The organism is Rossellomorea aquimaris (assembly GCF_020172085.1).
Classification (GTDB): Bacteria; Bacillota; Bacilli; order Bacillales; family Bacillaceae_B; genus Rossellomorea; species Rossellomorea aquimaris_E.
On the sequence record NZ_JAIVAT010000007.1, the window covers coordinates 784208 to 800656 of the forward strand.

Below are 16449 nucleotides of genomic sequence, written 5' to 3' on the forward strand. Positions count from 1 at the left end.
CATGAGCATCTTGCGAATAGAAGGAGTTCAGAAAACCTATGAGAGTGGGCAAACGACATTTCAAGCACTGACGGATATTGGTGTGCGAGTGGAGAAGGGGGAAATTGTCGTCATCCTCGGACCATCGGGCTCCGGGAAATCCACACTGTTGAATGCAATCGGCGGGATTGATGTCGTGGATTCGGGAGGTATCATTGTCAATGGCAATGATATCACTCAGTTGAATGACCGGAAGCTGGTGGATTATCGCCGGGAAGAGATTGGATTTGTTTTTCAAATGTATAATCTGATTCCCAATCTCACAGTCTATGAAAACATTGAATTGACGGCGAATATCAGCCCAAATGCATTATCCATTTCAGAGGTGATCGAGGCGGTGGGATTATCCGGGATGGAGGATCGCTTTCCACGAGAATTAAGCGGTGGACAGCAACAGCGCGTCTCGATTGCCCGTGCTGTCGTGAAAGCCCCGAAGCTGTTGCTATGTGATGAGCCGACTGGAGCACTGGACTCCGCCACATCAAAAGAAATTCTACAATTGATTGAAAAAGTGAACAAAGAATTTGATACGACTGTCCTCATCATTACCCATAATCAGGCGATTAGAAGCATGGCGAACCGTGTGATCACACTGAAGGATGGAAAGATTGAATCTGACGAGGTCAATGAACATCAAACCTCCGCTGAAGGGGTTGAATGGTGATGCCCCTACGAAAAAAACTCTTTCGGACCATGTTGGAAAAGAAGGCTCAGTTTTTTTCTGCCTGGTTACTCATCGTGATCAGCTCCGTCGTGTTTTACTCGTTTACGGCAGCCGGAGCGAATCTCATCGACAACCTGCACCTCTTTTATCAAGAGAATAAGGTGGAGGATGCCCAGTTTATTACACAGGAGCCATTGAGTGATATAGACAAGATGGAAGAGAAAACCGGAACAGAAATCGAGGAACGGTATGTATCGGATGTTCCTTATGAGAGCGATGTGACACTACGGGTATTGGATGCCGCCCAGGATGTAAATCTCTATTCCATCGTAGAAGGTGATAGGCTGAGTTCCGATCAAGATATTTTGGTGGATAAAGGGTTTGCCGGTGCTCATGAACTTTCCATTGGAGAGAATGTTCAGCTGAATGGCAAGACGTTTCATGTATCTGGATTCATGGCCATACCGGATTATATTTATCCATTAAAAGAAGAATCGGGCTTCCTTAAGAATCCTGATGCATTTGGGGTTGCCGTTGTAAACCAGGATGTATTAGAAAACTGGGAAGGGCATCAGGTATACTTTAGCGTCAGATTTTCAGGGGAATCACGGGATGAACTGAAGAGTCTGTTGAATCAAACCAATCAGATCATCAAATGGACGGATAAAAAGGATAACAATCGGATATCGTTCATCAAAGGAGATATTGCCGGCGTCAAAAAGATGGGTGAATTCCTCCCCATCGGCATATTGCTGATCAGTATGGTCATCATCCTGATTTTGCTATGGCGGTTAATGAAAAAGGAATATGTACAGATTGGTACCTTGTACGCACTTGGGTATAGAAAAGGCGAAATCATCCGTCACTACCTTTCATATGCGGGACTGTTGGTCGTTTCGGGAAGCTTAATCGGCACCCTTCTCGGATGGGCATTGCTGCATCCTTTATTATCAACATTTGCAACTTACTATAATTTACCGGTTTTAGAAGTGAACCCGCATTGGTCTTACTTACTCATAAGCCTGTTGCTGCCACTCGTTCTCTTTATCCCATTAACCTATTATTTGGTGCAGCGTATATTGAAAATTCCTCCTGTCAGTTTAATAAAAGGAGGGGAGCTTAAGGTGAGGGTAGGCAGGCTGGAACGACTGTTCAAACTTAAGAAGCTGCCGTTCAAGCGCAAATTCGTGATCAGGGAAATGGTCAGGAACCTTCCGAGGCTCCTATTTTTACTCACCGGTGTGGTGTTTGCCACGGTTCTATTATTGTTTGGCTTTGTCACGAAAAACTCCATGGAGTACTTGGTGACGGATAACTTTCAACAAGTGTACAACTATGAATATAGCTATCTATTCAACGCGCCACAAACGAGTCCACCTGAATCGGGTCAGATTGGGTCGACGGCTCCTTTTACCATCAATGTGGATAAGGATGAGGAGATTGCCACGATTACAGGATTGAAACCGAAAAATTCGGCGATTCAATTAAAGGACTCAAAGGGGAATCAGCTTGATTTCACTTCAGTGATCATGAACAAATCCTTATCCGATAAGATGGGAATTGAAGAAGGGGACAGCATTGAAGTGACCAATGAATTGTCGGGACGCTCATTTGACATCACCGTCGATCATATCGCAGAATCGTATCTGGGGAACATGATTTATATGCCCCTTAAGGAATTTAACCACTTAAATGGCTATCCTGATGGAAGCTATACAGAGGTGTATTCGAATAAGGAATTAACATTGCCGAAAGAAAATGTCGTGGCCACCACCAAATCATCGGATACCATATCAGGGTTCAAGGAAATGATCAAGCCATTGAACTATGGTGTAGCGGCGATTGCCTTTATAGCAGCCGTCATTGCCGTGATCATCATTTATATCTTAGTTTCATTATTGATCGAAGAAAACTCATTTAAAATCTCCCTAATGAAAGTGATCGGTTATCGGGAGAAGTCGATTATGAAGATGATGATCGGATATAATAGATGGTTCATCATTCTTGGTTTTCTCATCGGCATTCCTGTCACCCTTCTTTCGATTTCATCCTTTATGAATTCGATTACGGCTGAAATGAATGTGACGATCCCGGTACAGTTGGACTGGATGAGTGTCCTGATTTGTTTCGTCATCATGATGGCCTCCTATTATGTATCCCTTTGGCTCAATCATCGGAAATTAAAAGAGATTTCCATGACGGAAGCGATTAACCGCAGTACGGAATAATGGAAAGGTGTCTGATCCTTCAAGCGGTCAGACACCTTTTTTGTCAGGAAGTGCCTGACAAACCGGACAAAAATACAGCCTCCTTGAAGCCGCCACGGTCTTCTCTATTTCATTACCGCAAATGAAGCATGACGCCCCTTCCCGGTTAAACACCCAGTGCCGGTAACGGGAACGCTTCACCCCTTCAGATTTTAGCTTTTTTGCAAGTTCAAGATCATTCGTGATTCCACCCGTCTCGTATGATTGACTGACTAAATCGATGATGCTTTGAGCTGCTTTCTCAAGCTGGTCCTCTGTACAATCGGTCGGCCGAAGGGAAGGGTGGATACCTGCTTTGAACATGATCTCGGATCTCAAATAATTCCCGATTCCGGCTACAAAGCCTTGGTCCAATAATAAAATCGGCCATTTTCGATTTCGAAATCGCTTGTCCTTCATCCGCTCGATCAATTCATCCATCGTCACCTTCTCGCTTAAAAGATCAAGACCTACCTTTGAAATAAAAGGATGCCCGGACACTTCTTCATCACGGAGGACTTCAATATCCGATGCACTATAGAGAAGGGCTGATTTCTTCTCGTTATGCAAAGCGAGGCGGAGCTGTCGATTGGTGTTTGGGTAGTTGTACAGATTCCGGATATACCATTTTCCGTAGAGTTGATTGTGGGAGTAAATCGTGTAGCCATTATCAAAGCGGATGAGCATCGCTTTTCCCTTCGTATCGACACGGGTCACGATGGAGCCCCTTAAGAGATCTTCGTACCCTTCCAAATGAGGGAAGGCAAAATAGATCTCCTGTACGGTTTTATTTAGTAAGGCGCGCTCAAGTTGATCAGCGGCTCTTCTGATTTCGGGACCTTCTGGCATGTTCCATACTCCTTTTTAGTTTAGATGTTCCCCGTTTGACCGCGAAGTAATCTTTCAAACTGTTTCTGATTTGATAAACGAAAAAGCCCAAGCGGTTTCGCTTGGACTCTCTAGAGTGAGTTTATCTCATTACTCATTTAATCGAAAAGGTTTCTTTTATCAACAGGTCCTCTGGTGATTTTCCGATAGAATCCTGATGGAAGTAATCTCTGATGACGCCATCCTTTAAGTAGTTGACGATTGAGACCATTGTCATCCCTTGATCTAACGCAAGGTAAGCATTGGTCACTTCTCCCGTTTCCACGTTAACGGAATCAAGGAATCCGTATTTACCGTACATATCGAAACGTTTCAACGCTTGGATGTTTTTAAAGGCCTCCATCGGAGCGTATTCCAGTGACAGGAATGTAGCATGTGGAGTGACCGTGCCATCGGACTTATAACCGTCCATCCCAAGTGGAGTAGCCGCGAATTCAGAGTAATTATCCGGTGTCGCAGCCGGCGACATGCCCCATGCTGCATATCCTTGATCTTTGGCATATTGAATCTGGATGTCGACATGACGCTTGTTATTCAACCCGAGTGCATTTTTTCCAAGTTCCTTTTCCTTCAGAACAAGCTGTGGCATCAAAGCTTCGAACATGCTTCCTCCCCAGCTTGGTACATATTTCGTACCCTTGTAGCTGTAATGTCCTTCGAAGACATCTACACCATCATAGGTTTCTGTATGACCTTCAGGAATTTGTGCCTGCCAATCCCAGCTTTCAGGCATGGTGCGGAACATTCTCCACCAGTGCTCCCTCGGTACATCCTCTTTCCCGATGGCGATATAGCTTGCAACCCTTGGTTCTGTATAAAAGGCACCATAGTGATGAGCGGTATAACTACCTGCCGCAACATCATAGCCGCCCCTCATTTGTCCTACTTCAGGAGTGTACAGGGTGGAATAATCCATGTCTTCAACCAGCGCATGAGTCCGATCATACAGTTCAGGGTAAGCCTGTCCGACTACGATCAATCCTGCGGATAGCCATCCATTGTCAACGGTGGAAATGAATTGTCCCCAATCCGTCATGAGGGACGCATCCTTCGTATAGTACCAGTTGTAAAACAGGCCATTCCATTTCTCCATGCCTTCTAAGGATATCAACGTTTTATTAATATTCTTGACAGCTGTTTCTCTTGAAATGAGGCCCACTTCCTCTGCTGAAATGGTACTCATCATATACATTGAAATGTTGGTTGGTGAAGTGAATTGCTGGGAAGTGATGTCCCCATTCTCCATTCGTACTGCATCGTAGGTGAGACCGGTTTGTTTATCAGTGAAATCTTCGAAGTATCGGTAGGTATTCTTTGAAATCGCTTTCAATTGTTTGGATAAAGCGATCTCTTTTCCTTTGTTTTGATGCTCAGCTGAAGCGGCCCCAGGAAGGGCGGAACTGACAACCAGAGCGATGAGGAGAAGCAGTGACATTATTTTTTTCAATATTCTTCACGTCCTTTCAATTTAGTGAAACGTTTCGATTAAAGTATACAAAAGGAAAAGGTAAACGTATATCACTCAATAGTAACAATTATCTGAAAAATATATCGTCATACTCATTCTTAGGAACTAGTACTTCAGTTGGGTTGAAATGGAAGTTGGGGGATCATCGGGAGGGTTGAATCGGCAGGGGCAGTGAACCTGTCCCTGCGTCCCAACTACTTGATCATGCTTACGATCCGTTCACAAATCGCATGGGTCTTCAATGAGTCCTCTATGGAAGGGGCGGGCTCTTGTTCTGTTTCTACACAGTCAATGAAATGGTCGACAAGATCATAGAATCCGCGTTTCATCAGAGTAGGCTCCCAGTCTCCAAAGGAGGAGATGCTCTTTTCTTTGTTATGGTAATGGGTCGTTTCCACAAGGCTGTTGACGACGAACTTATGATGATCTGCGGAGTATTCAATGATTTCTTCCGTCACACCGCCGTCCCGGTTCATGATGCCGACAGCCGTACAGTCGTCACCGATGAGCTGGATGATGAGGTGGTGGAGGAGGTCTCCTTTTTTAAGATGCTGGACTTTGACATCCTTCACCTCTGAATTCATCAGGAAACGAAGGGTGTCGACGACATGGATGAAATCCTCGATGACGAATCTTCTCGGTTCGTCTGGTTGCGCAAACCGATTTTTTTGCATCAAAAGGAAACTCGGTTTCCCATGATTTTTCAGTTCCTTCACCTTAGGTATGAAGCGTCGATTGAACCCGACCATGGCGATCTTCCCAGTGTCCTTCGCTAGCTGGGCGATTCGCTCGCTTTCCCCGAAGTTTAAAGAAATAGGCTTGTCTATGTACACATGAATACCATTTTCAAGGAGTTTTTCCGCTATTTCAAAATGGGCCTCAGTAGCCGTACTTATGAAGGCTGCGTCAATATTCGCGGCAATCAGTTCCTCCACATTCTGCACCCGTTCTTGGATCCGATATTGGTCGGCAAGTGTGTGCAGTGTTTCTTCATTTCTAGTGCAGAGTACCAGCTCGATCCCTTCTTTTTTAGAAAGAACAGGGAGATAGGCTTTCTTTGCGATATCACCTAATCCGATTAGTCCGATTCTCACGTTTCTTCACCTCTTGTTTTTTCTTTTATTATAGTATTCTACAGATAGATATCAAATGAAAGTGGGCAAATCAAGTAAGGGGGATTTCTTTAAACACGAACATTAAAATATAAATTCAAAAATAAAATTCGTGTTTTTGTTGAATATCCATTCCTGCTTTGGTATAGTTACACCGTAGCACAAGTACATAGCGTTACTCGTATATCCTCGGTAATATGGTCTGAGCGTTTCTACCTGGTTCCCATTATAAGAACTAGACTACGAGTTGAAGTATTCGGTTTTTCGGCCTATTTGCCGTTCACCCATTCTTTGACTTTGAAGATCTGGAACGTAGAATTCACTCTACCATTACAGGTCTTTTTCTTTTGACCACATACGCAGGGATCCATTCACCAAGAAAAGGGAGAGATTACTATGAGAAAGAAAATCGCATCATTGGCAGCATTATCAGTATTGGCTTTATCCGTCTTCACTGGATGCAGCTCAACGACCCAAACAGAAGCAAAGGAAAAGAAAGAAGAGCATCCAATCATCATACAGGGGCCAATGCCAATTGAGGCTGAGAAGTTTGCAGGCAAGCTTGAGAATGTGAAGGAAGAGAAATCCGGATCATTTGTTTTTTATAAAGGAACGTTGAATGACTATCCTGTCATTGTTACGAAGACGGGTAAAGGAATGGAAAATACGGCAGCGGCGACGGCTGTTGCCATTGAAAAATATGATCCGGTTGCCATCATCAATCAAGGGACGTCCGGCGGTCACGACCCAGAGCTGAATGTATTTGATATCGTCATCGGGGAAAGAACCGTGAATCTCGGCTCGTTAAAAACAGGGAACATGGCCGATGAGGAAGGAATCGAACCGACTGCCTGGAAGCCGATGGACCTGATGGCTTCTGAAGGAAGCGCAGGGGAAGACCCGAATGCCGAGAAAATCAGATACTATGATGGTGATGAGACACTGCTTGCTGCCGCAAAAGCAGTAAAAGATACGTATAAAAAAGGGAAAGTCGTCGAAGGGACAATCGGTTCTGCAGACGTCTGGAATAACGAAGTGGACCGTATCCAATGGTTTCATGAGAAGTACGGCTCGTCTGTAGAGGAAATGGAAGGGGCAGCGGCAGCGCAAATTGCCGGAGCATACGATGTACCATTCCTTGGAATCCGCGTTTTATCGAATAATAAAACGAACGGTGGAGCATACAATCCAGACACAGCTGCAGCCAATCAGGAATATGTGTTTGAAGTCGTGAAAGAATATATCTCAGAGATGAAGTAATTCAATCGAGAGGGACGGACCTCCAATTCGGAGGTCCGTCCCTCTTTTGTGTGATACAATAATGAGGTGCAATTTGAACATCACACGGAGTTGATCATAATAGAAACGAAAAATTATTTATATACGTATTCTTGGGAACCGAATGAAGAGTCCCTTTGTGCACTGGAAAAGCGCATGTTATTCGGAAAGGATTCTGAATCTGGCATTCTAGTAAGTTCGTTGAAAGTAGACCCGAGCAGGAGTCCTTTCATTCGTGAAAGAATGGAAATCATCTGCGAGGGTGCTGAGTTCGAGGAATTATTAAATAAGATTCATCAATTAGATGCGGTGGACGGATTCAAGGTCGTGTTTGTACAGAATCCCGATGCCGATCGAGTCGGCTTCAAGAAGCTGAGAAGGATTGAAAAAGAAGTCGGCCTTCACCTGAAAGGCGAAGCAGAGCTTGTGGATCCCTCCATCTGGTACGGGGTCATCAAGACCGATGACAAGTGGGTGTTTGGAACATATGCGAAAAATGAAGCGGTGTGGCTGCATCACGTGAAAAAGCCCCACAGCTACTCCACAGCACTCGGCACCCGTGTGGCAAGAGCCGTCGTGAACATCGCGGCACCGAAAACGGAAGGAATCAAAATGATTGACCCTTGCTGCGGAATCGGGACCGTTCTTGTAGAGGCTTTGTCCATGGGAATCGATATTGTTGGAAGTGACCGGAATCCATTGATCCTTGATGGAGTCAGGGAGAATATCGCACACTTTGGATTCAAAGGGGATGTGTCATTAAGGGACATAAATGATGTGACGGGCAGTTACGATGTCGCTGTCATTGATTTGCCCTATAATCTTTGCTCCGTCATCACGGATGAGGAACAATTGGACATGCTCCGAAGTGCTAGGCGATTCGCTGAAAGGGTCGTGATTGTGACGCTTGAGGATGTGGATTCAAACGTGGAAAAAGCAGGCTTCAATATCGTCGATCGGTGTGAAGTGAGTAAAGGAAGATTTGTCAGACAGATATTGGTCTGTGCGTGAAGAGTGTGGAAGATTGATTCCACACTCTTTTTTTGATTTGAAATTCATAAATAGTTCGAGACTTCTTGGGCACATATGAGCTGAGGTCACGTCTGAATGAGTATGCCAGATGAATAGGAGTAATAGTTGTGAGTATTATGGACAAGCGCATATACATGAAGTCATCACTTGAATATACTATTAGGAACAAAATACTAGGAGGAATTCTATGTGTAACTCAAATGCTTTTTGTTGTCCCGTTACCTGTTCGAATGATTTTATTCCCAAGAAACAGTTGGTGGGTATTAAGAGATGTACCCCTATTAGCTCCCCTTGTGATGGTACCACGATCACAACCATTTTCGCCATTACTTCTACGCCTGAACAAGAGTTAGCGAGCGGAATGATTTCGATTGTCAACACCTCTGTAGACTGCACGATGATTGTATCCATAAGTGAAAATGGAACGGCGTTAGTCCCAAGTTATACCATAATACCTCAGTCTTCATTAGTGTTGCAGGTTTCCAATCTTACAAGAGTCACTGTTGTGTGTACGAGTACGAGCTCTGTTGCAGGTGCTTTCTGTAGCGGTACTTTTGAAGGTGACCTTCAATACACGGCCTTTCAATCTTAATCCTGATTGAGGAAGCTGTCCTGTATGAAGATATCCGTTTGGTGTCTTTTTAGACAGAAAGGAGGAACAAAGAAATGGACATAAAAGAGTACTATGCATTTTGTGAACCAGTACTAGCCCCGCCAGGATGCAGCAATATTTATCCGCCGCCCACACCCACACCTACCCCTACACCCACACGTTCGTGTCAGTTGGTCAAAAATGAAATTTGTGGAAACATAGAGCAATTTTGCAATGGTGAGTGGGAAGAGTATTGGAGGAACTTTGGTGTGGATGCCACATTCACAGGATCTTTGGTCGTATACAATGGCAGTGGATGCCCCATGAGTGTAAGGGGAGTGATTAACGGAGCGTATGTTTTCTTATTCTCCGTCATGAATCAGGGGCAGTCGAAATCGATTACAGTAAGTGGAATTGAAAACTTAGAAATACAGTGCCTCGGATCGGATCCTGCTTCACGGTGTTCAGGGAGGTATTGCTTAACCGTCCATTATCCGTTGGCTTGCGAAATCCCAGGCGAATAATGAATTGACCTTCACTATAGAAAGGAGTGAGAAAATGCCATTTGTTAATCGTTTTTCGGAAAGGACATGTGGAGAGATGACGTTCACAGGAAATACATTGGGTTTAAGCCAGTTGCTGAATCAGAATAGAGCAGGCATTCAAGGGAGCATAGGGGCGTTCACGACAGTAGATGTTAATATGCAGGTTCCCACCTTTCCACAAGGGACAACATTAAATTACCAGGAAAATAGTTCCAGTGCTATTCTTCAGATACCAAGTGGAAGTACAATCCTTTATGCGGAACTTATTTGGGGAGGGAACTATCTGTCAAGAAATGAAAATATTTTAGGGCAGTTAAATGTCCCCGTTACGTTGACGGATCCAACCTCAAATAATACATTCATAAATCCCGATCCTGTTACGAGTAATCAAGACATATACCTAATTGGAGGTTCCGCAAAAGGTTTCTATATGCGTTCCAATAATGTCACTTCCATTGTTCAGTCCGCTGGTGCAGGAACCTACACGGTATCCGGAGTGCCGGGCTTACTTGATCCACTTCTTGCCTCTACGAATGACACCAACCATGCCGGATGGACTCTTGCGGTAATCTATGAAAATAGTATCTTCCCAAATCGTTCGATGAATTTATTTGTAGGGGCACAGGGGATTGTCAACAGCCAAATGAATCCCATTATTAATATCCCTGTTACAGGATTCATGACACCTCCTAGTGGGGATGTAAACGCAAGGCTTTTAATTTCCGCCCAAGAGGGAGACGCTATTCTTGATGGAGACCAAGCCTCATTTGGCCCTGACCTATTATCCCTCTCTTTACTATCGGGACCGAATAACCCAGTAACGAACTTCTTTGGCTCCCAAATCAATGATAACTCAGGGAATTTAGATACTTCAGGAACCTTTGGGGACCGAAACCAGGATCCATTTACTTTAACTAACATTGTAGCTGGGCGACAGGGATGGGATATTACCAATGTAAGCGGTATGAACACTCTTCCAAACAATCAAAACTCGGCTGTCTTCCAGTTTACTTCATCGGAAGATGCCTATTTGCCGAATGCATTGGGTGTGCAAATCGATGAAGGAGATGCCGTTCTGGACATTGTTAAAACCGTTGATAAACCATTTGCTGTTAACGGAGATGTATTGTCTTACAACATCACAATCACCAATAATGGAGTGGTTGCGGCGGACAATGTTGTATTTGTCGATGCCATTCCAAGTGGGAGCATCTATGTTGAAGACAGTTTATATATCGATGGAGTTAACTATCCGGGAGTAAATCCACAATACGGCGTTTCACTTGACGATATTGATGTGGGGGATACTGTGATAGTCACATTTAAGGTTATAGTAAAACGTAGTGACTGTTTTATCAGTAATATTGCTGAAGTTGAATTCAGTTGTGGAAAAAAAGCAAGAAGTAATAGAGCAACCTCAACTGTATGTAGTCTATGCCATTCAACGCAGTTTTATTGTGATTGTTGAATGGTTTTTTGAATGATTTTGGTTGTTTGTTATTCCAAAATAATGGTTTTCAATTAAGTCCTACATCAGAGCCAGGGTAAACCAAGAAGTGTAAGAAAGAAATTGGCATGAGCGTGAAAGAATCTATTGTTGATTGAAAGATTCCAACCACTATATCACACAATAATCAAGGGTGAATGATTGAACAATCAAGGAAATTGGTGATGCACACAATAAATCAGCTGCTCAAGTTATACTCCGTCGGGATTTGCATCACTTTGTTATGACGCATTCTAAGTCCATGACTGAGTACGAAAATGAACGAATTGAATGAGAATCTCGGCAGTGGTTCTCATTTAATTGTCATTATTCATTAAATACGAGAATGTCCTTAAACTTCTTGAGGGAGAAAAACTAGGGAGCTTCAGATCATTCTGGCGCTCTTTTTTATGATGACTTTTCCACAAATCAAGAATATTTTTTTCTTTACCAACAATAAGAAAATAAATTGAAAATGTACCGAATGTGTATGAAGTGAGTCGTATCAAGGGTTTTCCCCTGTGAAAGCGCTTGTAAATTTCTCCCTTATGACATTTGTCATGCCCAGCATATGACACCTACTACTAACATGTAAATTCCCCTTCCCCTATAATGATTTCAAAGCCTTAAATGAAGGGAATTATGACATGACAAATATAAAAACATTGAAAAAAGAAGTGGCTCCTTATGAAAAGTCGACAACGAAGGAAAGTGTATGGCAGATGATCAACACGCTTGGACCGTTCTTTCTATTATGGTTCCTTACGTATCAAAGTCTGTCAATATCGTACTGGCTGGCACTCGTTCCAATTGTGATCGCTGCAGGATTCTTAACGAGGATCTTCATCATCTTTCATGATTGCACCCATTTTTCTTTCTTTAAGAGCCGTCGTGCCAACCGGGCAGTCGGAACGGCTATGGGTGTCCTGACGCTATTTCCGTTCGATCAATGGGGACATGATCATGCTGTGCATCATGCGACAAGCGGAAACCTTGATAAGCGTGGGACAGGTGATATCTGGACCCTTACCATCGATGAATATGTAGCAGCCCCAATGAAGACACGTTTAGCTTATCGTCTTTACCGCAATCCGCTTGTGATGTTTGTACTTGGACCTATTTATGTGTTCTTATTGAAAAATCGATTCAATCGCAAAAACGCACGTAAGAAAGAGCGTAATAACACCTATTTAGTCAATGTGATCATCACGGCTCTCATTGCCCTTGTATGTATCACACTTGGATGGCAGGAGTTCTTACTTGTTCAAGGTTCGATCTTCATGGTGTCAGGATCGATCGGAATCTGGTTGTTCTATGTTCAGCATACATTTGAAGATTCCTATTTCGAAGAGGACAAAGAGTGGCAGTATGTGCTGGCGGCGGTTGAAGGAAGCTCCTATTATAAGCTTCCGAAAATCATGCAGTTCCTGACAGGAAACATCGGGTATCACCATGTGCACCATTTAAGTCCAAGGGTACCGAACTACAGGCTGGAGGATGCTCATAACAATACTGAGCCATTACAAAATGTACCGACGATCTCACTGTTAACAAGCTTAAAATCCCTACGATTCAAATTATGGGACGAAGAAAATAAAACGTTTGTAGGCTTTAAAGCCATCAAATCTTCAGCAAAATCTAAAGCACGCATTCCTGCAGAAGCTAAACCTGAATTATAGAAACAGTTGACTCTCCTAATTAGGGGAGTCTTTACTTGATACGTGTAAAAAAGGAGAGAACCTGCATGATTCGCATAGTGATTGCAGAGGACCAAGATAGGGTATTGGGGACGATCGGTTCTCTGCTCAACCTTGAAGAAGACATGGAAGTAGTAAACAGGGCGAAAAACAGGGAACACGCAAAAGAACTCATCCATCAACACCGACCGGACATTCTCCTCCTTGATATTGAAACCCTTCTGAGGGACGGACCTCTTGAGGAAGCAGGATGCAAATTGCTGGTGTTCACAACATTCTCCAAGGAAGGATATCTCGAACGGGTGAAGCGGTCCGGTGCCCATGGATATTTGTTGAAGGACAGTACGAGTGAAGAGTTAACTTCCTCGATTCGCAGCATCATGGACGGAATGAGAATGTATTCCCCGAAACTTATGGAAAAATCTGAGCCTGCTTTATTCGAAACTCCCCAAGCACCTGGACCGATGAAGAAGAATTATTTTTCGTTGCTCTTAAATAAAATGAAACATCCGACAGGTTGAATGTAATTTAGCAGCCCGATTCTGGACAGTCTTCTGGTCAGGAGCGGGCTTTTTGGCGTCATCTTTAGATTCCATCACACATAAAAGTGTAGAGATGTTAAAATATAGAAAAAGATCTAAGGGGGATATCAACATGTCGCCAGGCGGAGATTTTATGTTTCAAGCGGCACCGATTTTCATTGGGCTCATCTTTATATTTGTCATATCCTTTATTTTGTTTTCTGCGGTAAAAGGGATTTCCCAGTGGAGCCAAAATAATCAATCGCCGACATTGAATGTGAGGGCAAAGGTTCTTGGAAAACGGACAGCAGTAAGGGGAGGCGGAGAGGCCAGGGCCTATAGCCATTATTTCATCACCTTCGAGGTGGAAAGCGGCGACAGGATAGAGTTGAAAGTAAAGGATACGGATTATGGAATGCTTGTGGAAGGGGATGAGGGGGAATTGACCTATCAGGGCACGCGATATCTGGGCTTTGATCGTCACCAAAACGAGGTTTCACTATAATTCATGAAAAAGGCCCGTTGCTCATGTGCAGCGGGCCTTATGACATTACCATTCTTTCGGTTCATAATTCAAATCTTGAAACAATCTGTTCTTCTCTTTTTTGGAAAGATCGCGCCATTGCCCCACTGGAAGATTTCCTAAATGGATATTCATGATGCGTGTCCGCTGCAGACGGTACACTTCGTATCCAAGGACCTCACACATACGGCGAATTTGACGATTCAACCCTTGAGTCAGAGTGATTTGGAATACATATTTCGAAATTTGCTCCACCTTACAGGGCAGCGTTTTCGTGCCGAGGATCTTGACGCCTTCTGACATTTGCTTTAAAAAGTCTTCTGAAATCGGGCGATCCACTGTAACGATATATTCCTTTTCATGCTGATTTTCGGCGCGAAGGATCTCATTGACGATATCCCCATCATTAGTCAAAAGAATCAATCCATCCGAATCTTTATCAAGACGTCCGATATTGAAGATTCGGAGTGGATGATTGACGAGGTCGACGATATTTCCTTTGACGCCTTTTTCTGTCGTACTTGTGATCCCGACAGGCTTGTTCAAAGCGATGTATACATTATTACGGGCGACGCGGACAGGAGCTCCACTCACTAGCACATCGTCTCCTGGGTTCACTTGGTCGCCGATCTTTGCGACACGTCCATTGATGGTGACCCTGCCTTCTGCGACCAATTTATCGGCACCTCGTCTGGATGCCTTCCCGGCTTCACTGATATATTTATTAATTCGCATATTCAACACAACCTTATACTCAAAATGACTATACTAAGAATATCGGACTGGCTCTTTATTTTCAAGGAAATCCCCATTTGTATCCTCTCACGTTTAAATTAAAAAATTTAAAAAATCCCCTTTACATTCACGCAGCGTCAAGCTGTAAAGTAAAACCTATCAGGAGGTGAAATCATGGAATATACCGTTAAAAAGCTTGGGGAAATTGCAGGTGTGAGTACTCGGACCCTCCGGTATTACGATGAAATCGGGATCCTTAAGCCGGCAAGGACAAACTCTTCAGGATACCGGATCTATGGTCAGAGTGAAGTCGACCGCCTGCAGCAGATTCTCTTTTACAAAGAATTAGGTGTAGGACTGATTGAGATTAAGGATATTTTGGATGATCCTGCCTTCGACGCAACAAGGGCTTTACAGAAGCACCGTGACACCTTACTGGAAAGGCGTGCACAGCTAGATCAGTTGATTGCGAATGTCGATAAAACGTTACGTGTAAAGGAAGGGGAGATTACGATGACGGATAAAGAAAAGTTTGAAGGGTTCAAAGAGAAAATGGTAGAAGACAATGAACAAAAGTATGGGAAAGAAGCGAGGGAGAAATATAGTGATAAAAAAGTGGATGAATCGAATGCCAGAGTCATGAATATGTCAAAGGAAGAACATGAACGGGTCACAGAGCTTCAGCAGGAAATCAAACGAACGTTAGGGGAAGCCTTCCAGAAGGGTGACCCTGCAAGTGGGGAAGCTCAAAAAGCGGCTGATCTGCACAGACAATGGATCACCTTCTATTGGGGGCACTATAGCAAGGAAGCACATGCCGGACTAGCTCAAATGTATGTCGATGATGAACGGTTCAAAGCATACTATGATGCAGAGCAAGAAGGGACGGCAGAATTCCTTCGGGACGCAATCCACATTTATACAGGGCAGAAAAACTAGGTGGAATAAACAAGAAGTATTTTGCTCAGTTGATTCGTGTTATGATAAGGAAATGAGTTTAGAAAGTACGAACCTTATCATAACGGAGTGAAAAAATGAGTAAACCAAAGAAAAAGAGCGGAACCGGACAAGGGACTGGAAAGAAAGGCTGGAATCGCTGGCAGGCAGGGGCAAATAAGAAGAAGAGCAATAAGCCTTATACGAGTAAAGGCGTAAAGCATGGCGGTAAACGGGAAGAAAAGTAGTGATGGGTCCATTTCCTTATGGAAATGGGCTTTTATTTTTTGACCTTATAGAAACAGAAAGAATGTATTTGCTATTTTTAAATTTCCCTGTTAGTCTTAAGAAGAATTATTTTTGTTCGGTCTGTAAGGAAAGAATAAGTTTTAAACTTTTCGCCTTTGATATCTAACTTGAGCAACGATAGTAATAAATCGTGGATTCAATTCCACACAGGAGGAAACACACATGCAAGAAGGTACAGTAAAATGGTTTAACGCAGAAAAAGGTTTCGGTTTCATCGAAATCGAAGGTGGAGAAGATGTATTCGTACATTTCTCAGCTATCCAAGGTGAAGGATTTAAATCTTTAGACGAAGGTCAAAAAGTTACATTTGACACTGAACAAGGTCAACGCGGACTTCAAGCGACTAACGTTAACAAATTCTAAATGCTTCAAGAAGGA

The 16449-nt window shown here is 43.4% G+C and carries 17 protein-coding genes and 1 riboswitch; of the genes, 13 read left to right on the forward strand and 4 right to left on the reverse strand.

Annotated elements, in window-relative coordinates; genetic code table 11:
• Position 1 precedes the first annotated feature (1 nt).
• Together LCL96_RS16705 and LCL96_RS16710 are read left to right on the forward strand one after the other, a co-directional pair.
• Complete coding sequence (locus LCL96_RS16705) at positions 2-703, forward strand: ABC transporter ATP-binding protein (protein WP_224942923.1); 702 nt, start codon at positions 2-4, stop codon at positions 701-703.
• Positions 703-2931 carry an ABC transporter permease gene (locus tag LCL96_RS16710; protein ID WP_224942926.1) on the forward strand — a complete coding sequence of 743 codons (2229 nt, stop codon included), beginning with the start codon at positions 703-705 and terminating at the stop codon, positions 2929-2931. The genes LCL96_RS16705 and LCL96_RS16710 overlap by 1 nt, the downstream gene beginning before the upstream one ends.
• Before the next feature lie 27 nt (positions 2932-2958).
• Here the strand turns inward: LCL96_RS16710 and nei are convergent, their stop codons facing one another.
• The 3 genes from nei to LCL96_RS16725 form a co-directional block, all read right to left on the reverse strand.
• On the reverse strand, positions 2959-3798 hold the full coding sequence (gene nei, locus LCL96_RS16715) for an endonuclease VIII (protein ID WP_224942929.1): 840 nt from the start codon (positions 3796-3798) through the stop codon (positions 2959-2961).
• Between the two features lie 133 nt (positions 3799-3931).
• Complete coding sequence (locus LCL96_RS16720) at positions 3932-5284, reverse strand: glucoamylase family protein (protein ID WP_224942932.1); 1353 nt, start codon at positions 5282-5284, stop codon at positions 3932-3934.
• A 215-nt stretch (positions 5285-5499) separates the two neighbouring features.
• Complete coding sequence (locus LCL96_RS16725) at positions 5500-6399, reverse strand: Gfo/Idh/MocA family protein (protein ID WP_224942935.1); 900 nt, start codon at positions 6397-6399, stop codon at positions 5500-5502.
• A gap of 177 nt (positions 6400-6576) precedes the next feature.
• Positions 6577-6680: riboswitch (purine riboswitch) on the forward strand.
• A 133-nt stretch (positions 6681-6813) separates the two neighbouring features.
• Here LCL96_RS16725 and LCL96_RS16730 point away from each other — a divergent pair.
• From LCL96_RS16730 to LCL96_RS16765, 8 genes are all read left to right on the forward strand, one after another.
• The gene (locus LCL96_RS16730; RefSeq protein ID WP_224942937.1) at positions 6814-7677 is read left to right on the forward strand and encodes a 5'-methylthioadenosine/S-adenosylhomocysteine nucleosidase; all 864 of its coding nucleotides are present in this window, start codon (positions 6814-6816) and stop codon (positions 7675-7677) included.
• Between the two features lie 66 nt (positions 7678-7743).
• Positions 7744-8706, forward strand: a complete 963-nt coding sequence (locus LCL96_RS16735; RefSeq protein WP_224942939.1) for a TRM11 family SAM-dependent methyltransferase — start codon at positions 7744-7746, stop codon at positions 8704-8706.
• A 208-nt stretch (positions 8707-8914) separates the two neighbouring features.
• The gene (locus LCL96_RS16740; RefSeq protein WP_224942941.1) at positions 8915-9319 is read left to right on the forward strand and encodes an S-Ena type endospore appendage; all 405 of its coding nucleotides are present in this window, start codon (positions 8915-8917) and stop codon (positions 9317-9319) included.
• Positions 9320-9393: 74 nt separating this feature from the next.
• The gene (locus LCL96_RS16745; RefSeq protein WP_224942944.1) at positions 9394-9843 is read left to right on the forward strand and encodes an S-Ena type endospore appendage; all 450 of its coding nucleotides are present in this window, start codon (positions 9394-9396) and stop codon (positions 9841-9843) included.
• A 34-nt stretch (positions 9844-9877) separates the two neighbouring features.
• Entirely contained in the window at positions 9878-11332 is a 1455-nt protein-coding gene (locus LCL96_RS16750; protein ID WP_224942947.1) for a DUF11 domain-containing protein, read from the forward strand.
• Positions 11333-11997: 665 nt separating this feature from the next.
• Positions 11998-13029 (forward strand): fatty acid desaturase, encoded by a 1032-nt coding sequence (locus tag LCL96_RS16755; protein WP_224942949.1) that lies wholly within the window; start codon positions 11998-12000, stop codon positions 13027-13029.
• Positions 13030-13094: 65 nt separating this feature from the next.
• A complete protein-coding gene (locus LCL96_RS16760) occupies positions 13095-13568 on the forward strand; it encodes a response regulator (RefSeq protein ID WP_224942952.1) in 474 nt (157 codons plus the stop codon).
• Positions 13569-13701: 133 nt separating this feature from the next.
• On the forward strand, positions 13702-14073 hold the full coding sequence (locus LCL96_RS16765) for a DUF2500 domain-containing protein (protein ID WP_224942954.1): 372 nt from the start codon (positions 13702-13704) through the stop codon (positions 14071-14073).
• Positions 14074-14118: 45 nt separating this feature from the next.
• On the opposite strand, the gene rluF is transcribed toward LCL96_RS16765, so the two are convergent.
• Positions 14119-14826, reverse strand: coding sequence for a 23S rRNA pseudouridine(2604) synthase RluF (rluF, locus tag LCL96_RS16770; RefSeq protein WP_224942967.1), 708 nt, complete (start codon positions 14824-14826; stop codon positions 14119-14121).
• A 174-nt stretch (positions 14827-15000) separates the two neighbouring features.
• Between rluF and LCL96_RS16775 the strand changes: the two genes are divergently transcribed.
• The 3 genes from LCL96_RS16775 (at position 15001) to LCL96_RS16785 (ending at position 16434) form a co-directional block, all read left to right on the forward strand.
• On the forward strand, positions 15001-15765 hold the full coding sequence (locus LCL96_RS16775; RefSeq protein WP_224942969.1) for a MerR family transcriptional regulator: 765 nt from the start codon (positions 15001-15003) through the stop codon (positions 15763-15765).
• A 95-nt stretch (positions 15766-15860) separates the two neighbouring features.
• Complete coding sequence (locus LCL96_RS16780; protein WP_224942971.1) at positions 15861-16010, forward strand: DUF3934 family protein; 150 nt, start codon at positions 15861-15863, stop codon at positions 16008-16010.
• Between the two features lie 223 nt (positions 16011-16233).
• Entirely contained in the window at positions 16234-16434 is a 201-nt protein-coding gene (locus LCL96_RS16785; protein ID WP_224942973.1) for a cold-shock protein, read from the forward strand.
• Positions 16435-16449: the final 15 nt, after the last annotated feature.